At 63.5% G+C, this 20,112-nt stretch carries 16 protein-coding genes; 12 read left to right on the top strand and 4 right to left on the bottom strand.

Going from position 1 to position 20,112, the window contains the following annotated elements:
- The first annotated feature begins 41 nt into the window (after positions 1-41).
- Positions 42-1,112 (top strand): alcohol dehydrogenase, encoded by a 1,071-nt coding sequence (locus ACH79_RS21630; protein WP_161852798.1) that lies wholly within the window; start codon positions 42-44, stop codon positions 1,110-1,112.
- A gap of 174 nt (positions 1,113-1,286) precedes the next feature.
- Positions 1,287-2,369: an isocitrate/isopropylmalate dehydrogenase family protein gene (locus ACH79_RS21635; protein ID WP_161852799.1), complete on the top strand. Its 1,083-nt coding sequence runs from the start codon at positions 1,287-1,289 to the stop codon at positions 2,367-2,369.
- A 169-nt stretch (positions 2,370-2,538) separates the two neighbouring features.
- On the opposite strand, the gene ACH79_RS21640 is transcribed toward ACH79_RS21635, so the two are convergent.
- The gene (locus tag ACH79_RS21640) at positions 2,539-3,360 is read right to left on the bottom strand and encodes an enoyl-CoA hydratase (RefSeq protein ID WP_161852800.1); all 822 of its coding nucleotides are present in this window, start codon (positions 3,358-3,360) and stop codon (positions 2,539-2,541) included.
- A gap of 382 nt (positions 3,361-3,742) precedes the next feature.
- Positions 3,743-4,138 carry a helix-turn-helix domain-containing protein gene (locus ACH79_RS21645; RefSeq protein ID WP_028347342.1) on the bottom strand — a complete coding sequence of 132 codons (396 nt, stop codon included), beginning with the start codon at positions 4,136-4,138 and terminating at the stop codon, positions 3,743-3,745.
- Between the two features lie 905 nt (positions 4,139-5,043).
- On the opposite strand from ACH79_RS21645, the gene ACH79_RS21650 reads away from it, so the two are divergent.
- From ACH79_RS21650 to ACH79_RS21660, 3 genes are all read left to right on the top strand, one after another.
- Positions 5,044-6,042, top strand: a complete 999-nt coding sequence (locus tag ACH79_RS21650) for a TRAP transporter substrate-binding protein (RefSeq protein WP_161852801.1) — start codon at positions 5,044-5,046, stop codon at positions 6,040-6,042.
- Between the two features lie 162 nt (positions 6,043-6,204).
- The gene (locus ACH79_RS21655) at positions 6,205-6,720 is read left to right on the top strand and encodes a TRAP transporter small permease (RefSeq protein ID WP_161852802.1); all 516 of its coding nucleotides are present in this window, start codon (positions 6,205-6,207) and stop codon (positions 6,718-6,720) included.
- Positions 6,717-8,036, top strand: a complete 1,320-nt coding sequence (locus tag ACH79_RS21660) for a TRAP transporter large permease (RefSeq protein WP_161852803.1) — start codon at positions 6,717-6,719, stop codon at positions 8,034-8,036. The genes ACH79_RS21655 and ACH79_RS21660 overlap by 4 nt, the downstream gene beginning before the upstream one ends.
- Before the next feature lie 87 nt (positions 8,037-8,123).
- On the opposite strand, the gene ACH79_RS21665 is transcribed toward ACH79_RS21660, so the two are convergent.
- Positions 8,124-9,632 carry a sensor histidine kinase gene (locus ACH79_RS21665; RefSeq protein ID WP_161852804.1) on the bottom strand — a complete coding sequence of 503 codons (1,509 nt, stop codon included), beginning with the start codon at positions 9,630-9,632 and terminating at the stop codon, positions 8,124-8,126.
- 147 nt (positions 9,633-9,779) lie between these two features.
- Entirely contained in the window at positions 9,780-11,054 is a 1,275-nt protein-coding gene (locus ACH79_RS21670; protein ID WP_161852805.1) for a serine hydrolase, read from the bottom strand.
- 134 nt (positions 11,055-11,188) lie between these two features.
- Between ACH79_RS21670 and ACH79_RS21675 the strand changes: the two genes are divergently transcribed.
- The 7 genes from ACH79_RS21675 (at position 11,189) to ACH79_RS21705 (ending at position 19,963) form a co-directional block, all read left to right on the top strand.
- A complete protein-coding gene (locus ACH79_RS21675) occupies positions 11,189-12,103 on the top strand; it encodes an intradiol ring-cleavage dioxygenase (protein ID WP_161852806.1) in 915 nt (304 codons plus the stop codon).
- 340 nt (positions 12,104-12,443) lie between these two features.
- A complete protein-coding gene (locus ACH79_RS21680; protein WP_161852807.1) occupies positions 12,444-13,763 on the top strand; it encodes a CmpA/NrtA family ABC transporter substrate-binding protein in 1,320 nt (439 codons plus the stop codon).
- A 63-nt stretch (positions 13,764-13,826) separates the two neighbouring features.
- Positions 13,827-14,735, top strand: coding sequence for a nitrate ABC transporter permease (gene ntrB / locus ACH79_RS21685; protein ID WP_161852808.1), 909 nt, complete (start codon positions 13,827-13,829; stop codon positions 14,733-14,735).
- A gap of 11 nt (positions 14,736-14,746) precedes the next feature.
- A complete protein-coding gene (locus tag ACH79_RS21690) occupies positions 14,747-15,541 on the top strand; it encodes an ABC transporter ATP-binding protein (protein WP_161852809.1) in 795 nt (264 codons plus the stop codon).
- Positions 15,542-15,591: 50 nt separating this feature from the next.
- Positions 15,592-16,017, top strand: coding sequence for a globin family protein (locus ACH79_RS21695; protein ID WP_161852810.1), 426 nt, complete (start codon positions 15,592-15,594; stop codon positions 16,015-16,017).
- A gap of 9 nt (positions 16,018-16,026) precedes the next feature.
- Positions 16,027-17,244, top strand: a complete 1,218-nt coding sequence (locus ACH79_RS21700; RefSeq protein ID WP_161852811.1) for an NAD(P)/FAD-dependent oxidoreductase — start codon at positions 16,027-16,029, stop codon at positions 17,242-17,244.
- A gap of 13 nt (positions 17,245-17,257) precedes the next feature.
- Positions 17,258-19,963 (top strand): nitrate reductase, encoded by a 2,706-nt coding sequence (locus tag ACH79_RS21705; RefSeq protein ID WP_161852812.1) that lies wholly within the window; start codon positions 17,258-17,260, stop codon positions 19,961-19,963.
- The last annotated feature ends 149 nt before the right edge of the window (positions 19,964-20,112 follow it).

A 20,112-nucleotide genomic window follows, 5' to 3' on the forward strand; every position in this document is an offset into this window, starting at 1 on the left:
CGTGTTCGGGGTTCAAGAAAAAGAATGACGGGAGAGAAGCGATGAAGAGTTTTCAGGTCGCCGAGTTCAACGCGCCTCTGAAAGAGGTCGATCAGGAGACGCCGCAGCCAGCCGGCACGCAGGTGCTGATTAAGGTGAAGGCGGCGGGCGTCTGCCACAGCGACCTCCACATCTGGGAAGGCGGCTACGATCTTGGCCATGGCCGCAAGCCACTGTCGCTGAAGGACCGCGGCGTGTCGCTGCCGCGCACGATGGGGCACGAGACCGTCGGCGAGGTGGTGGCGTTCGGACCCGACGTCACCGCCGCCGACAAGGGCGATCTCAAGATCGGCGACGTCGCGCTGGTCTATCCCTGGCTCGGCTGCGGCAAATGCCCGACGTGCGTTGGCGGCGACGAGAATATGTGCGTGGTGAAGCCGAACTCGCTCGGCGTCTATTGCGACGGCGGCTATGCCGATCACATGACGGTGCCGAACCCGAAATATCTGCTGAACCTGAAGGGGCTCGATCCCGTCACCGCGGCGCCCTATGCCTGTTCCGGCGTCACCACCTATAGCGCGCTGAAGAAGGTCGAATTCGCCTTCAACTCGCCGATCGTGATCTTCGGCGCCGGCGGGCTTGGCCTGATGGCGCTGTCGCTGTTGAAGGCGATGGGCGGCAAGGGCGCCATCGTCGTCGATATCGATGCGCGCAAGCGCGAGGCTGCGGAAGCCGCCGGCGCGCTTGCCACCGTCGACGGCAAGGCGCCGGATGCGTTGGAACAATTGGCGAAGAAAGCCGGTGGCCCCATTCGCGCCGTGATCGATCTCGTCGGCAATGCGCAGACCACGCAGCTCGGCTTCGACTGCCTGACCAAGGGCGGCAAGCTCGTCATCGTCGGCCTGTTCGGCGGCGGCGCGACCTTTGCTTTGCCGCTGATCCCGATCAAGGCGATCACGATCCAGGGCAGCTATGTCGGCAATTTGCGCGAGACCGAAGAGTTGCTCGAACTCGTGCGCAACAAGATGATCGCGCCCATTCCGGTGACGACGATGCCGCTCGCGAAGGCGAATGAAGCGCTGTCCGATTTGCAGAAGGGCAAGCTCGTTGGCCGCGCGGTGCTGACGCCTTAGATCCAGACTTTCTCCGTCATGGCCGGGCGAAAGCGCGAAGCGCGTCTTCGCGCAGATGTCCCGGCCATCCACGTCTTTCTTGCCGATACCCGCGGTAAAGACGTGGATGCCCGGGACAAGCCCGGGCATGACGAGCCCTAAAGTTTCGTGCGAGCTAGATCCCAAGGAACCCCCATGTCCGCAAATAACGCCCTCCACATCGCCGTGCTCGGCGGCGATGGCATCGGCCCTGAAGTGATGGCGCCAGCGCTCGAAGTTCTGCGCAGGATCGAGGCGACCAGCGACCTGAAGTTTCGCTTCACCGATGCGCCGGCGGGCGCCAACAATTATCTCGCGACCGGCAAATCGATGCCCGACAGCACCGTGCGGCTGTGCGAGGAGGCGGATGCCATCCTGCTCGGTGCCTGCGGCCTGCCGTCGGTGCGTTATCCCGACAATACCGAGATCGCGCCGCAGATCGAACTGCGCTTCCATTTCGATCTCTATGCCGGCGTGCGCCCGGCGCGCCTCGTTCCGGGCGTGCCGAGCCCGATCGTCGGCGCCGACCAGCGCGGCATCGACCTCGTGCTCATCAGGGAATCGACCGAAGGCCTGTTCGCCTCGATGGGCAAGGGCGTCGTCACCGACACCGAGGCGCGCGAAAAGCTCATCATCACCCGCAAGACCTCCGAGCGGCTGTTCGAGTTTTCGTTCAAGCTCGCCGAACGCCGCAAGGCGCGCGGCAAGGCGAATGGCGGCCTGACCTGCGTCGACAAGGCGAACGTGTTCAGGGCCTTCGCGTTCTTTCGCGAGATGTTCGATGAGGCCGCAAAACGCCATCCGACCGTCAAGACGGACCGGGTCTATGTCGATGCCTGCTCGCTGATGATGGTGAAGCGTCCCTGGGATTTCGACGTCATGGTGACGGAGAACATGTTCGGCGACATCCTCTCCGATCTCGCCGCCGGCCTGATCGGCGGGCTTGGCATGGCGCCCTCGGCCGATATCGGCGACCGCTACGCCGTGTTCCAGCCATGCCACGGCACCGCGCCCGATATCATGGGGCAGGGCAAGGCCAATCCCACCGCGATGATCCTGTCGGCTGCGATGATGCTGGACTGGCTCGCCGACAAGCACGGCCTCGAGAGCGCCGCCGAGGCCGGCGAGCGCATCGAGCGCGCGGTCGACAAGGCCTATGCCGGAGGCATCAAGCCGATGGAGTTCGGCGGCAGCAACGGTACGGCGGATATCGCCAAGGCGGTGCTGGCGGGACTTTAGCAGGCCGACGTGCCGTCATTGCGAGGAGCATAGCGACGAAGCAATCCATCTATCCCCGCGCTGAGCTATGGATTGCTTCGCGAAGCCTGTCATCGGGCGCGCATTCGCGCGACCCGTTGGCTCGCAATGACGCGGGTAGGCTTTCGCCAATTGACCCTTCGCAGGGCGCCTACTTCCCCTTGAACTGCGGCTTGCGCTTTTCCATGAAGGCCGTTCGGCCTTCGCGAAAATCTTCCGAGTCCATGCAGGCCATGCCGATCTGCTTGATCGCCTCCATGTCGCGCTTGCTTTCGTCCTTCAGCACCTCGGCAATCGTGATCTTGGCGGCCTTGATGGCGAGCGGCGCGTTGCCGGAGATGGTGCGCGCGATATCCATGGTGGCGTCCCATAATTCCGCGTCCGGCAGCACCCGGTCGACCAGGCCGATCCGCAAGGCTTCCGCCGCCTCGATCCGCATTCCCGTATACATGATGAGCCGCGCCCAGGACGGCCCGACCAGCGAGACCAGGTGGCGCAGCCCGTCATAGCCATAGGCGATGCCGAGCCTGGCGGCGGGAATGCCGAACTGGCTGTTGTCCGAGGCGATACGGATGTCGGTGAGCATCGCGACCTGCATGCCGCCACCGAGGCAGAAGCCGCGGATGCAGGCAATCGTCGGCTTCGGGTAGCTTGCGAGCAGCGCGCGCTGCGCCTCGCTCCGCTTCGAATATTCTTCCGCCGCCGCGGCATTGTGGCGTGTCTTCTCGAACTGGCTGATATCGGCGCCGGAGACGAAGGCCTTGTCGCCGGCGCCTGTCAGGATCACGACGCGCACATCGGGATCGTCGCGCAGCGTAGTCAGCGCGTGGCCCAGGCCTTCCCACATTTCCAGCGACATCGCGTTGCGCTTGTCGGGATTGTTGAAGGTGATGACGCCGACGCCATCGCTGACGCTGTGCAGGATCTTGCCGTCGGCATGCGGGATTTCAGCAGGTTTTGGGATGTCGAGCATCGATTGCGGCTTTCAGTTCGGGAAGTCTGGTCCATTGTCGGACAAGCTTCGCGCAGCGGTCAATCGCCGCATCTGCACGCGTGGTCAGCTCAGGGCACTGGGCACAAATGGTGAGGTCGTCAGGGCAGGGGTGGGCTCACGCGCATTGGCGCGTGGCGGGCATCGGCGTGACAGTAATGCAGTCGTTGTTGCTGGTTGAACCGGGGTCGTCGTTGGCTGTTCGCTGTGGCGCATCCGGACTCCGCCATCCCCCATCCCTTGGCGTCGCACGGGTCTCGTCCCGGGCAGCTTAAGATTCGGCCTAGCGCAGCAACAGGCTACCCGGCGATTTCTCGCGTCGATTGATCGGGTCCGCGGTGCTGCGATCCAGGCGCGATAGTGCCTAGCCCTCGTTGGCGGCGATCGATTCCATCAGGGACACCAACTGACGCTGCACAGTCTGGTCCTTGATCTTGCTGTAGGCGCGCAGCAGCCTGAGGCTGAAGGCGCTGTCCAGGAAGAGCAGGCTCTCGACTTCACGCGCCTTGCCGTCGCCGTCGTAGAAGAACGTCACCGGCACGTCGAGCGCGGTAGCGATTTGTTGAAGACGAGCCGCGCCGACACGGTTGACGCCTTTCTCGTACTTCTGGACCTGCTGGAAGCTGACGCCGAGCTTGTCGCCGAGCTCCGCTTGCGAGATTTTCTGTTCCACACGCCGCAGGCGAATCCGCTTGCCCAACTCGATATCGGGTTTGCCGGCGCTGCGCTGTTTCATCTTCTTCGCTGCTGATCTGTTCATTCTGGTTTTACCGTCCTTCAATCGGGAAACCCTGGCAAAAGTAGGTCAGGGTTTCGTCCATTTGTACCGCGTTAAAGTTCAGTCCGGACCGTGAGTTAGAATCGGGAACCACGGAATTCCTGAGCTATTGCGGGATGGTAGCCAAACGCCTGCGCGCATTGACAGCATCCTGATACCGGCGCCTCTAACCACCTAAGGCTGTCGGCGCCCGGGGCGTAGTGGCAAAACCCCGCTCTCTACATTTGACAAAATATTCGACAAACCACAACCACTGCGAGTTCAAAGGACACAGATTTTGGCGAGCATACTTACTGTGTCGCGCTCAACCACCGGTTTTTTACGGGTTTTGCCGACTATTCGTGCAGGTCGTTCGCAATTCATCGGCGTTTGTTGCCAGACATTTCTGCGAACAGTGATGCCTGATAAAATGCAGCAGAGTTCAGCTCCGGCTTCTGAGTCAGTCGTATCGGGAATTTACGGCAACCTGCGAGCTCGTGCACTATCGGAATCCTGCAAATTGGTATGGGGGAGTGTCGTCCGAGCGGGAATGTCTTGCACGTCTTCGACGGGCCGGGCCGCACCCGACATGGTGCAACATTTGCGGCGTGTCAGTTGCGTGCACGAGGCCGGCGGCGCGTTCGAGTTTGCTCGGCACGCACATGCGGCGAAGCGGTGGCGAACGCTTGCGGCTATTGGCGGCAGGAACATCGGTTCGGCGCGAGCCTCCGGTGCCGAAATGATTGCAACCACAGGCATGGCCATCCGCGGCCGATTGGCGCCCGGGTACGACTTAAATTGGCTTCCACAGCCGCACCGTTTTGCATACGCTTTGCCGTAGTGGCCGCATCGTCGGCCAAGCCCAAAGTCCCGCTTACAAGGGACGGGCATGACAGGGGAGAAACGCCATGAAGCGAAGAACCGTACTCGTGGGCCTTGGTGCGACGGCGGCTGCCGGCGCATTGGGCTTTCCATCGATCCTCAAGGCGCAGACGCCGATCTCGCTCAATGGCGCCGTCCAGTTCAACGACGATCATGCCTTTAACCGGGCGCTGCTCCGCTTCGAAGAGCTGGTGAAGAAATATTACGGCAAACCGATCAACTTCACGCTGCACCGCAACTCTTCGCTCGGCCTTGAAAAGCAGTATTTCGAGTACATGTCGCAGGGCAAGGCGGTCGATTACGGCATCGTCTCGCCGGCCCACATGTCGACCTTCGCCAAGGCGGCGCCGTTCATCGACGCGCCCTTCGTGTTCAAGGGCATCGAGCACATGAACAAGGTGGTCGAGGCCAACATTCTGGCGCCGATCGCCGATGAAGTTGCGGCCAAGGCCGAGGTGGTTCTGATCGGCTATGCCGGCGGCGGCGTGCGCAACATCTTCGCCAACAAGCCGCTCAAGAATCTCGCCGATCTTAGGGGTCTCAAGGTGCGCGTGCAGGGCGCGCCGATCTGGTCGAAGACGTTCGCGGCCGTCGGCATGAGCCCGACCGTGATCGCCTACAACGAAGTCTACAACGCCATCCAGAACGGCGTGATCTCGGCCGGCGAGAACGAGGCGGCCGGCGTCGAGGCGATGAAGTTCTATGAAGTCGCGCCGCATCTCAACCTGACGCAGCACGCGGTGTCGATCCGGCCGATCTGCTTCTCGGTGAAGACGCTGAAGACCCTGCCGAAGGACCTGCAGGACGCGATCATGAAGGCCGGCAAGGAAGCCGGCGATTACGGTCGTCAACTGGAGTCGAGCGAGGAAGTCGTCAAGCTCGACACTTTGGAGAAGGCAGGCAAGCTCAAGCGCGTTCCCTTCGAGGAGCGCGACGCCATGAAGAAGCTCGCCGATCCCGTGATGGCCACCTACGCCAAGGAAATCGGCGCCGAGGGCATCTACGAGAAGATCAACGTCGCATAATAGGGCTTGAATCGTGAACCGGTGGGGGCCGGTTTTCTCTCGCGACAATGCGAAAACGCGTTTGCGCGGGATTGCACGTCGAGCCAAACGACCGCCGAAAGCCTCCGGGCAAGCCCCGCTTCTTGCCCGGATCGGCGGGCTGGTATCCAAGACGGAGCCGAAATGACTGAAATGCCTGTTGAGTCCACCCCGTCGCTGTGGCGCCGAGCGACGGCGGCCTATGCAAAGCTGCTGGAATTCCTGCTCGCCGCCTGCGTCGGCATTCTGGTCATTCCGGTCACGCTGCAGATCATCTCGCGCTACACGCCGTTCATTCCGTCCTACATCTGGACCGAGGAGATGGCGCGCTTCCTGTTCGTGTGGACGATCATGATCGGCGCCATGGTCGGCATACGCGAGGCGCAGCATTTCGAGGTCGACGTCTGGCCGGATCTGTCGCGCCGAAGCGAGGCCGCGGTGCGGATTCTCGCCCGGCTCGGCGTGCTGGCGATGGCAGTGGTGTTTGTGTGGGCCGGGCTCGAATTCACGCGGTTCGCCTGGAACCGAACCTCTGAACTGGCCGATCTCCCCCTCTGGCTGATCCATGTCGCCTGGCCCGTGGCGGGCGTGACGTGGATCGTGTTTGCGGGCGAACAGATCCTCGATGAAACGCGGATTCTGCTTGGGGCAAAGCAATGAGCGGCAATGTTCTTTCTGCCGGACAGGCGGCTATGGTCCTGTTCGGTGTCTTCATCGGCCTGCTCATCATTCGAGTGCCGGTCGCCTTTGCGCTCGGCCTCGCCTGCGTGCCGATCCTCATGATCGAGCCGCGCCTGTCGATCATGACGCTCGCGCAGGAGACGTTCAACGCCTACAATTCGTTCATCCTGCTGGCCGTGCCGTTCTTCCTGCTGACCGCCAACCTGATGAGCATCGGCGGCATCACCGATCGGCTGGTCGCGTTGTCGCGCTCGATGGTCGGGCATTGGCCGGGATCGCTGGCGCAGATCAACGTGGTGCTGTCGGTGTTCTTTGCCGGCATCTCCGGCTCTTCCACGGCCGATGCCGCGAGCCAGTCCAAGATCTTCATCGATGCGCAGACCAAGGAGGGCTACGATCTCTCCTTTTCGATCGCCATCACCGCTGTCTCCGCCGTGCTCGCCGTCATCATCCCGCCCTCGATCCTGATGATCGTGTGGGGCGGGCTGATCTCGACCTCGATCGCCGCGATGTATCTCGCCGGCATCATCCCCGGTCTGCTGATCGCGGGCGCGCAGATGGCGACAGTGCATGTCTATGCCGTGCGCCGCGGCTATCCGACCTATCCGAAGGACAGTTGGCGGGAGATGTGGTGGGCGATCTTGCGGTCGATACCGGCGCTGACGACGCCGTTCATCATCGTCGGCGGTATTTTGCTGGGATGGTTTACCGCGACCGAATCTGCATGCGTCGCGGTGCTCTATTCCGTTGCGCTGTCGACGTTCTTCTACCGTGAAACTGGCGCGCGCCAACTCTACAAGGCGTTGCTGGACACCGGACGTCTAGCCGGCGTCGCCCTGTTCTGCATCGGTACCGCGAGCGCCTTCGGCTGGCTGTTGGCCTACTACAAGATTCCGCAGGAACTGCTGGCCAACGTCTCGACCTGGGGCATGGGCGCGATCGGGGCTGGCTTCTTCATCGCCTTCTGCTTTCTGGTGGTGGGCTGCTTCCTCGACGCCATTCCGGCGATCGTCATTGTCGGCACCGTGCTCGAGCCGTTGGCGAAATCGGTCGACCTGCACCCCGTTCAGTTTGCGATCATCTCGATCGTGTCGCTGGCGTTCGGGCTGGTGACGCCGCCCTATGGCCTGTGCCTGATGATTGCGTGCGCGATCGCCGGCGTGCGGCTGCGCTATGCGCTGAAAGACACGGTGATCATGCTGATACCGATGCTGCTGGTGCTGGCCGCGCTCATCATCTGGCCCGAGGTTTCGCTGTTTCTGCCGCGGTTGATCGTGCCGGAGATGCTCAAGTAACACAGAGTTTTCAAGCGAAGCATGCCCTCGGACTTGATCCGTGGGTGGATTCCGGTTCGCGTGAGGAAAACGCGTCAAAGAAGATAGCTACTCGTCCCTGTTGAGCGCGCAGCTGATCGTGTAGACCACGCCGCGTGGCAGGAAGTCGACGGTGGCTTCGCCGCCGAGCTGGTCGCGTGCGCTGCGCTCGATCAGCCGCGAGCCGAAACCGCGCTGCACCGGCGTCGTGACCGGTGGGCCGCCTGTCTCGGTCCAGATCAACCGCAATTTGCGCCCGTCGCTCTCTTCGAGGATCTCCCAATCCACCGCGACGGACCCGGTGTCGTTCGATAGCGCGCCGTATTTGGCGGCATTGGTTCCGATCTCGTGCACGATCATCGACAGCACCACCGCGAGCCGCGGCGATAGCGGGACTTGCGGTCCGAACATCCGCACCCGCTCCGGATTGTTCAACAGATAGGGTTGCAGCACCCGCGCGATCACTTCCCGCAACTCCGCGCCCTGCCACTTCTCCTCGCTCAAGAGATTGTGCGCCTCCGCCAGCGCGCCGAGCCTTCCCTCGAACTTCGCGCGCTCTGTGCGGCTCGCGCTGCGGAACGTCTGGGTGGCGATCGACTGCAGGACCGCGAGCGTATTCTTGACGCGATGGTTGAGCTCCTCGATCAGGAGATTATGCAGCATCTCGCCGCGGGCGATCTGGGTTGCCATCCGCACCGCAAAGGCTAGGCCGACCATCAGCAGGACGGCGCCCATCACACTTGTTATCGCGAGGTTGCGCCAGAGCGGCGCGACCAGCGAGCTTTCGGCCACGCCCGCGGCAACCGTCCAGCCGGTGAGCGAGGAGCGGGCAAAGCTCGTGATCAGCGGTACGCCCTCGAGCGATATGGTCGGCAGCGTGGAGTCCGGATTGTTGAACATTTCCGCATAAAGCGTGGGCGATGCACGCTTGCCGACGGTCTCCTGCGGATTCGGCACGCGTGCGAAATTGGTGCCTTCGCCGTCGAAGATTGAGATCGTCCAGTCCTTGCTCGGCTGCTGCTGCTCGATCATTGCCTGGAATATTTCGATCGGCGGACTGAAGGAGATGTCGTAAAGCACCTCGTTATCCCGCATGACGGGCACCTCGACCGTCACGATCAGCCGTCTCTTGACCGACCCGAAGAACAGGTTGGAATAGACCGGCTTCTTTTCCGCAAACACCTTCTGGACCAAGGGCAGGTTGTTGCGGAGCGGCAGGTTTGCCGTCTCTGGCGTCAACGAGGAGAACACCTGCCGCCCTTCGCGGTCGGCCACCAGCACGACGCCGCCTTCGCCATACTGGTCGAGGAAGCCCTGACAAATGCGGCGGAATCCCTCGAAATCTCCGTCGCGCAGCGCGTTTGTCAGCGACAGCACCTGGAGTGCGCCGGTGATCCGCTGCATCTCCGAGTCGAGCACGAGGCGAATGCTGCGGACCGTTTCAACGACCCGTTGCGTCGCGTTCTGGCGGTCCTGCTTGTAATGGTTGAAAACGATGCCGGCCGCGAAGAGGATCAGCGGCAGCGTGGTTCCCGCGACCAGAAGGGCGAGACGTACTGGCAGTGAAGGTTTCGGCAACGCAAGTCCCGGATCGGCGCCCAAGCGGGGCAAGCATAAGAGAAGCCGCCGAATTTCGCCAATGATATAAAGAATGTAAGTCTGGTCCGGCAAAAGCGCCGGGCTCCCGCCGCGCTCTCGCGCCGCGGGAACCCTGCCTTCCCGAAATCAAAGATTGCTGTCGGTGATGGCGGCGTACACCATGGTGCGCAGTTCGCGCCGCAAGGGATAGGCGCTCGACGGCAGCACCTGCGTCATGAAGATCGTGATCAGCTCTTCCGCCGGATCGATGAAGAACGACGTCGTCGCCGCGCCGCCCCAGTTGAACTCGCCGGGGCTGCCGGGGATCAGCGTTTGCACCGGGTTCATGGTGACGGCAAAGCCGAGCCCGAAGCCGATGCCGTTATAGGCGGCTTCCGAGAACAGGGAGCGCGACATCGCCGGCAGGTCGACCCCGCCCGGCAGGTGGTTCGACGTCATCAGCTTCAACGTCTTCGGGCCCAGCAGGCGGACGCCGCCGAGTTCGCCGCCATTGAGCAGCGCGCGGCAGAAGGTGAGATAATCGGCCGTCGTCGAGCAGAGCCCGCCGCCGCCGGAGATGAAGGAGGGCGGCTCCAGGAACGAGCTCGTCGCCGGATCGTCCTGCAGCGTCAGCGTGCCCTTGCGATCGGCGGCGAGCGGGTTGAAGCCGCCTTGCGGATCGGCCGAATAACACGCCGCGAAACGATGCACCTTGTCTTTGGGTACGAAGAAATCGGTGTCGTTCATGCCGAGCGGATCGAGGATCCGTTCTTTGAGGAACTGCTCGAACGGCTTGCCGCTGATCACGCCGATCAGATAGCCGATCACGTCGGTGGCGACGGAGTAGTTCCAGCCTTCGCCCGGCGAAAACTCCAGCGGAATTTTGGCGAGGTCGTCGATCATGCCTTGCAGCGTGCCGGCCTTCTCAACTTCGCCGATCTTGTTCTCGCGATAAGCGGCATCGACATTGCTTCGCTGCTGGAAGCCGTAGGTCAGGCCCGAGGTGTGCCGCAGCAGGTCCACGATCAGCATCGGCCGCGACGGCGGTCGGGTCAGGAAGGCCGGATGGGTGCCGGCCACGAACACGCCGAGGTTCTTCCAGGCCGGGATGTATTTGTGCACGGGCTCGTCGAGCGCGACGCGGCCTTCCTCGACCAGCATCATGAAGGCGACGGACGTGAGCGGCTTGGTCATCGAGTAGATGCGGAAGATCGTGTCGTCCTTGACCGGCACCTTGCGCTCGACATCGGCAAAGCCCTGCGAGGTCGAGTGCACGACCTTGCCGCGGCGATAGATCAGGAGCTGTGTGCCCGGGAAGCGGCCGGCATCGATGTAGCGCTGCTTCAGGTGGTTCTCGAGGCGATCGAGCGCCGCCTGGGACATTCCGGCTTGCTCGGGCGAGGCGGGGGTAGGGGCTAACATCGGCGCTGATCTCCGGCTGGCGAGACGTCTTGATAGCCGAAAAGTGTCTCACGTTCCAACCGGCCGTGCTTATCCGGGGTGGAACGGTGGAGTAGGGTCGCGCCAGCCTTCGTCTATTCCGCAGGACAGCAAAAATGCGCCAATTCAGCGAAACCGAACTGACCGCCGCCGTGATCCGCAGCTTCGACAATACGCCTGATCCGCGCGCCAAATTCCTGCTGCAGGAACTTGTGAAGTCGCTGCACGACTATGTCCGCAAGACCGGCCTCACCTTCGAGGAATGGGAGTACGCGATCGATTTCCTGACTCGGACCGGGCAGAAGTGCACCCCGATCCGGCAGGAGTTCATCCTGCTGTCCGACGTGCTCGGCGTGTCGATGCTGGTCGATGCCGTGAACCACAGGGAACGCGAGGGCGCCACCGAGACCACCGTGCTCGGCCCGTTCTATGTCGGTCAGCACAAGGTGACGCCCCATGGCACCGATATCTCGGCCGATCTGCAGGGTGAGCGGATGTTCGTGCAGAGCCGCGTCACCGACCTCGAAGGCAAGCCGCTGGCGAATGTGCCGGTCGACATCTGGCATGCCGATGGCGACGGCTTCTATGATTCCCAGAAGCCGGCCTATGCGACGCAGGGCCCGTCGTCGCGGGCGCGCTTCATCACCGATGCCGATGGCAGGTTCTTCTTCCGCACCATCCTGCCGTGCAGCTATCCGATCCCGACCGACGGCCCGGTCGGCGAGATGATCGTGCAGACGGGCCGCCACCCGATGCGGCCGGCACATGTGCATTTCCTGGTCGATGCGCCCGGCTACCAGCCGCTGATCACGCATGTCTTCATCGACGGCGATAAATATCTCGATTCCGATGTGGTGTTCGGCGTCAAGGATGAACTGGTCGCCAGGATCGAAAAGCGCACGGATACGAAGATGCCAGACGGCAAGCCGGCCAGCGAGCCATGGCACCTGATGACCTACGATTTCCGGATGAAGCCGGGCGTCGGAAACGCGCCGAAGCCGATGATGGCGAAGGCCAGCGAGGACGTTTAAGGCAGAGAGCTCTACGGCCTGCTCAATTCTTGTGCGCCGCACAAGAATTGAGCGAATCGCAAATTTGGAAAGCTGTGACTGGTTCCTGATTGCCGCCTAGTTTTGCGGCATGAATCTAACAATATACTGATATCAATAAGTTTTTTGCGCTGCCCGAGGCTTGGCACGGAGCTTGAATAGCTAGTGCTGACGCCATCGATGCCGTCCCTTGAGACCACTCATCCGAATTGTGACGCCGCCATTCCGGGGCCTCCCTGGAACACGCCTTTTTGCGCCTAGCGCGGTGACCCAATCGGACGGCCCCCGTTTCACGCACTGACGCAAAAGGACAACGACGCCCATGACGATGCCTACCAATCCCCCCTCACGTCGCGGCTTCAGCCGTCGCCAGCTCCTGAAGGCAACCGGCGGCACGGCGGCCTTGCTCGCCGCGGCCAAGCTGAATTTCCCGGCCGGCGCGTTTGCGCAAGGCGCAGGTCCGGAAGTCACCAAGGCGACGCTCGGGTTCATCGCGCTCAGCGACGCCGGGCCGCTGTTCGTCGCCAAGGACAAGGGGTTGTTCGCCAAATACGGCATGCCTGATGTCGAAGTCGCCAAGCAGGCCTCATGGGGCACGACCCGCGACAACCTCGTGCTCGGCTCGGAAGGCAACGGCATCGACGGCGCGCATATCCTGACGCCAATGCCTTACCTGATCTCGGCCGGCAAGGTGACGCAGAACAATGTGCCGACGCCGATGTACCTCCTGGCGCGACTCAATCTCGATGCGCAGTGCATCTCGGTCGCCAAGGAATATGCCGATCTCAAGATTGGCGTCGACGCCTCGCCGCTGAAAGCAGTGTTCGAGAAGAAGAAGGCGGCCGGCAAGGCGGCCAAGGTTGCGATGACCTTCCCGGGCGGTACCCACGATCTCTGGATTCGTTACTGGCTCGCCGCCGGCGGCATCGACCCCGACAAGGACGTCGAAACCATCACGGTGCCGCCGCCGCAAATGGTCGCCAACATGAAGGTCGGCACCATGGACGCCTTCTGTGTCGGCGAGCCATGGCCCGGGCAACTGGTCCATCAGGGCATCGGCTATACCGCGATCAATACCGGCGAGATCTGGAGCAAGCACCCGGAAAAATCGCTCGGCATGCGCGCGGCGTGGGTCGACAAGAATCCGAAAGCCGCCAAGGCGATCCTGATGGCGGTCATGGAGGCCCAGCAGTGGGCCGACAAGATGGAGAACAAGGGCGAACTCGCGACCATCATGGCCAAGCGGCAGTGGATCAACTGCCCGGTCGAGGACATCGCCGATCGCGCCAAGGGCAAGTTCGACTACGGCATTCCCGGCAAGGTCGTCGAGAACTCGCCGCACATCATGAAATACTGGCGCGACCACGCCTCCTATCCGTTCCCGAGCCACGATCTCTGGTTCATGACGGAGGATATCCGGTGGGGCAAGTACGAAGCCTCTTTCGACAGCAAGGCACTGATCGCCAAGGTCAACCGTGAGGACATGTGGCGCGACGCAGCCAAGACGATGGGCGTTGCCGCAACAGACATTCCGGCCTCGACCTCGCGTGGCAAGGAGACCTTCTTCGACGGCAAGGTGTTCGACCCTGAAAACCCCGCCGCCTATCTGAAGTCCCTGTCGATCAAGCGTGTTGAAGTCTGATCAAGCTCGGGCCGCGCGCAAGCTGCGGGCGGCCCGCTCAGGAAACACGGAGATACAACTTCAATGTCGATGCCCGCGATGAAAGCCGAAGCCACCGCTGTAGCCGTTCCGACCGCGTCACCGGCCGCTACGGCGCCGGTGGTGACGATGACGCCGAAGCAGGCGCCGCGCGCCGAGAAATACGTCAAGATGGCGAAAGAGACCGCGGTACGCGTCGTGCCGCCGCTGATCGTTCTCGCGCTCTTGATGCTGTTCTGGGAATTGGTCTGCCGCCGCACCGGCTCGACCCTGCCGCCACCATCGAAAGTTTTCAAGGACACAAAGGAACTGATCTTCGATCCGTTCTTCGATAATGGCGGGATCGACAAGGGCCTGTTCTGGCATTTGTCCGCCTCGCTCCAGCGCGTTGCCTACGGTTATTCGATTGCCGCCATTGTCGGCATCGCGCTCGGCACGCTGGTCGGGCAGTCGGTGTGGGCGATGCGCGGGCTCGATCCGCTGTTCCAGGTGCTGCGCACCATCCCGCCGCTGGCGTGGCTGCCGCTGTCGCTTGCCGCGTTCCGTGACGGTCAGCCCTCGGCGATCTTCGTGATCTTCATCACCTCGGTGTGGCCGATCATCATCAACACCGCGGTCGGCATCCGCAACATCCCGCAGGATTATCGCAACGTCGCGGCGGTGGTGCAGCTCAATCCGCTGGAGTTCTTTTCCAAGATCATGATCCCGGCGGCGGCGCCCTACATCTTCACGGGCCTTCGCATCGGCATCGGCCTGTCGTGGCTTGCGATCGTCGCGGCGGAAATGCTGATCGGCGGCGTCGGCATCGGCTTCTTCATCTGGGACGCCTGGAACTCTTCGCACATCAGCGAAATCATCCTGGCCCTGTTCTATGTCGGCATCATCGGCTTCGTGCTCGACCGCCTGATTGCGGGACTGGCGAAGATCGTGACCCGCGGCACCGCACTGAACTGAAGGAGAATGTCATGCAGGCCTATCTGAAGCTCGACCACATCGACAAGACCTTCACCCGCGGCAACGCCACGACCGAGGTGCTCAAGGACATCAACCTGACCATCGAGAAGGGCGAATACGTCTCGATCATCGGCCATTCCGGCTGCGGCAAGTCCACGCTGCTTAACATCGTGGCCGGCCTCACCGGCGCGACCAATGGCGGCGTGCTCTTGGAAAACCGCGAGGTCAACTCGCCGGGGCCGGATCGCGCGGTGGTGTTCCAGAACCACAGCCTGCTGCCCTGGCTGACGGTCTATGAGAACGTCCGGCTCGGCGTCGACAAGGTGTTCGCCTCGACCAAGACCCGCGCCGAGCGCGGCGCCTGGGTGATGCACAATCTCAACCTGGTGCAGATGGCTCATGCCAAGGACAAGCGCCCGTCGGAAATCTCCGGCGGCATGAAGCAGCGCGTCGGCATTGCGCGCGCGCTCGCGATGGAGCCGAAGGTGCTCTTGCTCGACGAGCCCTTTGGCGCGCTCGACGCGCTGACGCGTGCGCATCTGCAGGACTCGGTGATGGCGCTGCACCAGAAGCTCGGCAACACCATCCTGATGATCACGCATGACGTCGACGAGGCCGTGCTGCTGTCGGACCGCATCGTGATGATGACCAACGGTCCCAGCGCCCGGATCGGCGAGGTGCTGGAGGTGCCGCTGGCCCGTCCACGCAAGCGGCTCGAGCTCGCCACCAACCCCGGCTATCTCAAGTGCCGGCAGCGCGTGCTCGAGTTCCTCTACGAGCGGCACCGCTTCGTCGAAGCGGCCTGAGTTTTGCTTGGTCCGGCGTAGGCCGGGCTTGGAAGAGGCAGGAGAAGAAAATGACACCTGAGCAAGTCAATCTCGTGCAGCAAAGTTTCGCCAAGGTCGCTCCGATTTCCGAACAGGCAGCCGTGTTGTTCTACGACCGCCTGTTCGAAGTCGCTCCCTCGGTCAAGGCGATGTTTCCCGCCGACATGACGGAACAGCGCAAGAAGCTGATGGGAACGCTCGCCGTCGTGGTCAACGGCCTCGGCGATCTCGGGTCGGTGTTGCCGGCCGCCAGCGCATTGGCAAAGCGTCACGTCTCCTATGGCGCCAAGCCCGAACACTATCCCATCGTCGGCGGGACGCTGTTGTGGACGCTCGAAAAAGGGCTCGGCGAGGCCTGGACTCCGGAAATCGCCGATGCCTGGACCGCCGCCTACGGCACGCTGTCCGGCTACATGATCTCGGAAGCCTACGGTGGCGCCCAAGCCGCCGAGTGAGGGTGCGCCATGAGCGAACCGCTTGTCATCGTCGGCAACGGCATGGCCGCTGCCCGCCTGGTCGACGAATTGGCCAAGGTGGCCCTGGGCCGCTACGCGATCGCCGTGATCGGCGACGAGCCGCGGCTCGCCTATAACCGCGTGCTGCTGTCGTCGGTCTTGGCTGGCGAGACCACCTCGCAGGACATCGAGCTGCGGCCGGCGTCCTGGTGGCGCGACCGCGGCGTCACCCTGAAATATGGCTGCGTCGCCACCGAGATCGATGTCGGCCGCCGCGAACTCAAGATCGAGAACGACGAGAGCATTCCGTTTTCGAAACTGGTGCTCACCACCGGCTCGTCGCCGCTGCGACTCAATGTGCCGGGCGCCGATCTCGCCGGCGTGCATACGTTCCGCGACAGCCGCGATGTCGACCTGTTGCTGACGCTGGCGGCGCAGAAAAAGCGCGTGGTCGTGGTTGGCGGCGGACTGCTCGGCCTCGAAGCGGCCTACGGCCTCGCCAAGGCCGGCGCGCCGGTGACGCTGGTGCATCTGATGGATCGCCTGATGGAGCGGCAGTTGGATGCGCCCGCGGCCGAACTTTTGAAATCGCTGGTCGAGCGCAAGGGGATCGAAATCCTGCTCAATGCCAACACCGCGCACATCCATGGTGTGACGCGCGTCGAGGGCGTCGAACTGGCGGATGGACGCCGGATCGACGCCGACGCCGTCATCTTCGCTGCGGGCATTCGTCCAAACACCGCGCTGGCGAAGGAAGCCGGCATCCCGGTCAATCGCGGTATCGTGGTCGACGACCAGTTGCAGACCGGCGCAGTGGACGTATTTGCGATCGGCGAATGCGCCGAGCATCGCGGCGTCTGCTATGGCCTGGTCGAGCCGGCCTATGAGCAGGCGCGGGTGCTGGCGCGGCATCTGGCGGGTCGCGAGGCTGCCTATTCCGGCAGCACCGTAGCGACTAACCTGAAGGTCTCCGGCGTCAGCGTGTTTTCCGCCGGCGATTTCATGGGTGGCGACGGCAGCGAAAGCATCGTGCTGTCAGATCTCAACCACGGCACCTACAAGAAGCTGGTGATCGCGGGCGGGCGACTGACTGGGGCGGTGCTGATCGGCGATGTCGCCGACGCGCTCTGGTATCTCGAATTGATCCGCACGCGCCAGCCGACGGCCAGAATTCGCGCCGACATGATGTTCGGCCGTTCGCTCGCGACGCGCTCGGAAGCTGCATGATCCGGTTGCTGCCATGACCATCGTCGATCCCGATCTCCGCGCTGTCAAAACCACCTGCGCCTATTGCGGCGTCGGCTGCGGCGTGCTGGCGACGCCCGACGGGCGGGGCGGGGCGGCGATATCGGGCGATCCCGAGCATCCCGCCAATTTCGGCCGGCTGTGCTCGAAGGGCTCGGCGCTCGGCGAGACGCTCGGCCTCGCCGACCGCTTGCTCTATCCGATGATCCGCTGCGGCGAGGGGAAGATGGAGCGCGTGGCCTGGAGCGACGCGCTCGACCATGTCGCGCACCGCTTCCAGCACATCGTCGCGCGTGATGGCCCCGGTGCCGTCGCCTTCTATCTCTCCGGCCAGTTGCTGACGGAAGACTATTACGTCGCCAACAAGCTGATGAAGGGATTTATCGGCAGCGCCAATGTCGACACCAATTCGCGGCTCTGCATGGCCTCGTCCGTCGCCGGCCACCGCCGCGCCTTCGGCGCCGACACTGTGCCCGGCTGTTACGAGGATCTCGACGACGCTGATCTGCTGGTGCTGGTCGGCTCCAATGCGGCGTGGTGTCACCCGGTGCTGTACCAGCGCATGCTCGTCAACAAGCAGAAGCGCGGCGCGCGCATGGTCGTGATCGATCCGCGCCGCACCGATACCGTCGGCGACGACGATCTGTTTCTGGGATTGAAGCCGGGCACGGATGCCGCGCTGTTCAGCGGGTTGCTGGTTCACCTCGCCGACAACGGTACGCTCGACCGCGACTACATCGAACGCCACACGGCCGGCTTCGACGACGCCATCGCCCGTGCGCGCGCCATCGCGGGCAGCGTCGGGGCCACCGCGCTGGCGACCGGTCTTGCCGAGCCGGACGTTGCAACGTTCTTCCAGCTCTTTGCCAACACGCCGCGGGTGGTCACGCTCTATTCGCAGGGCGTCAACCAGTCGGCGCAGGGCACCGACAAGGTCAACGCCATCCTCAACTGCCATCTCGCGACCGGGCGGATCGGCCTGCCGGGCGCATCGCCGTTCTCGCTGACGGGCCAGCCCAACGCGATGGGCGGGCGCGAGGTCGGCGGGCTCGCCAACCAGTTGGCCGCCCATATGGGCTTTACGCCGCCCGACATCGATCGCGTGCGGCGGTTCTGGAAAGCGCCGCGGATCGCGACCCATGAGGGGTTGAAGGCGGTGCAGATGTTCGAGGCCATCGCGCGCGGCGAGATCAAGGCACTGTGGGTGATGGGCACCAATCCGGCGGTGTCGCTGCCGAACGCCGACGGCGCCCGCGACGCGCTGAACAAGCTCGAACTGTTCGTGATTTCCGAGAACGTGATTTCCAACGACACGGTCGATGCCGGCGCGCATGTGCTGCTGCCGGCGCAGGCCTGGGGAGAGAAATCCGGCACCGTGACCAATTCGGAGCGGCGCATCTCGCGGCAGCGCGCGTTTCTTGACCCGCCCGGCGAGGCCAAGCCCGATTGGTGGATCATGGGCGAGGTTGCAAGGCGCCTCGGTTTCGGCGCGGCCTTCGGCTTCACCTCGGCCGCCGACATCTTTCGCGAGCACGCCGCGCTCTCGGCCTTCGAGAACGAGGGCGCGCGCGACTTCGACATCGGCGCGCTGCAGGCGCTGTCGAACAGCGATTTCGACGCGATGGCGCCGGTGCAATGGCCGGTGCGGCAGGGCGCCGAGCCGCAGGCGCGCTTTTTCGGCGAAGGTGGTTTCTTCGCCAACGATTTCAGGGCCCGCTTCGTCGCGCCGGAAGTGCCTGCGTTGCGCACCGAGACCACGGCCGCGCGGCCGCTGCGGCTGAATACCGGCCGCATCCGCGATCAATGGCACACCATGACCCGCACCGGGATGAGCCCGCGGCTCGGCCAGCATTTGCCGGAGCCGTTCGTCGAGGTCCACCCCGACGATGCCGCGCGCTACGGTGTCGCCGACGGCGATTTCGCGCGGGTCACCACCGATTACGGGCAATGCACGCTTCGCGTCATCGTCAGCGAACGCCAGCAGCGCGGCATGCTGTTCGCGCCGATCCACTGGAGCGAGGCCAACGCGACCGGCGCGCGCGTCGGCTCGCTGGTGGCCCCGTTGACCGATCCGTTCTCGGGCCAGCCCGAGAACAAGGCGACGCCGGCTTCGATCACGCCTTACGAATACGTCTTCCGCGGCTTCGCCCTGTCGCGCCAGCCGCTCGAATTCCCGGCGCATGCCTGGGTGGCGCGCGTTGCCGTCAACGGCGGCCATGGCTACCTGTTCGCCGACAATGCTGACGTCACGGACTGGCAGTCCTGGCTCAAAACCGCCGTGCGCGACGATCTCGCCGAGTACAAGGACTTTGGCGGCGGCGTCTATCGCGCCGCATCGTTCGATGGTGACCGCATCGACACCTGTCTCTTCGTCGGCCCTGCGCAGGACGCCGGCGACTGGAACGTGGTCAAAGGCCTGTTTGCCGCCGATGCACTGGGCCACGACCAGCGCCGCATACTGCTGTCGGGCAAGTCGGCCGACGGCCTCGCCAACGCCGGTCCGATCGTCTGCGCCTGTTTCGGCGTCGGCCGCAATACCATCTGCGATACGATTGCGGCCGGCGCGCGCACGGCGGCCGATATCGGCGGCAAGCTCAAGGCCGGCACCAATTGCGGCTCCTGCATCCCGGAATTGAAGCGGCTGATCGCGCAGGCGGGGCCGAGCGATGCCGAGCCGCGGAAGCTGGCGGCGGTGAACTGAGGACGCCTGCCCAACCGTCATTGCCTGCGACAAACGCGAAGCGTTTGCGCAAGGGAGCGCAGCGACGAAGCAATCCATATCTCAACGCGTGGAGAGATGGATTGCTTCGCTGCGCTCGCAATGACGGCGGGTTGAGCATGCAGTCTCCT

Source organism: Bradyrhizobium sp. CCBAU 051011 (genome assembly GCF_009930815.1).
In the GTDB taxonomy this organism is placed as follows: domain Bacteria; phylum Pseudomonadota; class Alphaproteobacteria; order Rhizobiales; family Xanthobacteraceae; genus Bradyrhizobium.

Bases quoted from the DNA above. Each gene is read 5' to 3' on its own strand.
- ACH79_RS21630 (WP_161852798.1), top strand. From the start codon at position 42: ATGAAGAGTTTTCAGGTCGCCGAGTTCAACGCGCCTCTGAAAGAGGTC.
- ACH79_RS21635 (WP_161852799.1), top strand. From the start codon at position 1,287: ATGTCCGCAAATAACGCCCTCCACATCGCCGTGCTCGGCGGCGATGGC.
- ACH79_RS21640 (WP_161852800.1), bottom strand. From the start codon at position 3,360: ATGCTCGACATCCCAAAACCTGCTGAAATCCCGCATGCCGACGGCAAG.
- ACH79_RS21645 (WP_028347342.1), bottom strand. From the start codon at position 4,138: ATGAACAGATCAGCAGCGAAGAAGATGAAACAGCGCAGCGCCGGCAAA.
- ACH79_RS21650 (WP_161852801.1), top strand. From the start codon at position 5,044: ATGAAGCGAAGAACCGTACTCGTGGGCCTTGGTGCGACGGCGGCTGCC.
- ACH79_RS21655 (WP_161852802.1), top strand. From the start codon at position 6,205: ATGACTGAAATGCCTGTTGAGTCCACCCCGTCGCTGTGGCGCCGAGCG.
- ACH79_RS21660 (WP_161852803.1), top strand. From the start codon at position 6,717: ATGAGCGGCAATGTTCTTTCTGCCGGACAGGCGGCTATGGTCCTGTTC.
- ACH79_RS21670 (WP_161852805.1), bottom strand. From the start codon at position 11,054: ATGTTAGCCCCTACCCCCGCCTCGCCCGAGCAAGCCGGAATGTCCCAG.
- ACH79_RS21675 (WP_161852806.1), top strand. From the start codon at position 11,189: ATGCGCCAATTCAGCGAAACCGAACTGACCGCCGCCGTGATCCGCAGC.
- ACH79_RS21680 (WP_161852807.1), top strand. From the start codon at position 12,444: ATGACGATGCCTACCAATCCCCCCTCACGTCGCGGCTTCAGCCGTCGC.
- ntrB (WP_161852808.1), top strand. From the start codon at position 13,827: ATGTCGATGCCCGCGATGAAAGCCGAAGCCACCGCTGTAGCCGTTCCG.
- ACH79_RS21690 (WP_161852809.1), top strand. From the start codon at position 14,747: ATGCAGGCCTATCTGAAGCTCGACCACATCGACAAGACCTTCACCCGC.
- ACH79_RS21695 (WP_161852810.1), top strand. From the start codon at position 15,592: ATGACACCTGAGCAAGTCAATCTCGTGCAGCAAAGTTTCGCCAAGGTC.
- ACH79_RS21700 (WP_161852811.1), top strand. From the start codon at position 16,027: ATGAGCGAACCGCTTGTCATCGTCGGCAACGGCATGGCCGCTGCCCGC.
- ACH79_RS21705 (WP_161852812.1), top strand. From the start codon at position 17,258: ATGACCATCGTCGATCCCGATCTCCGCGCTGTCAAAACCACCTGCGCC.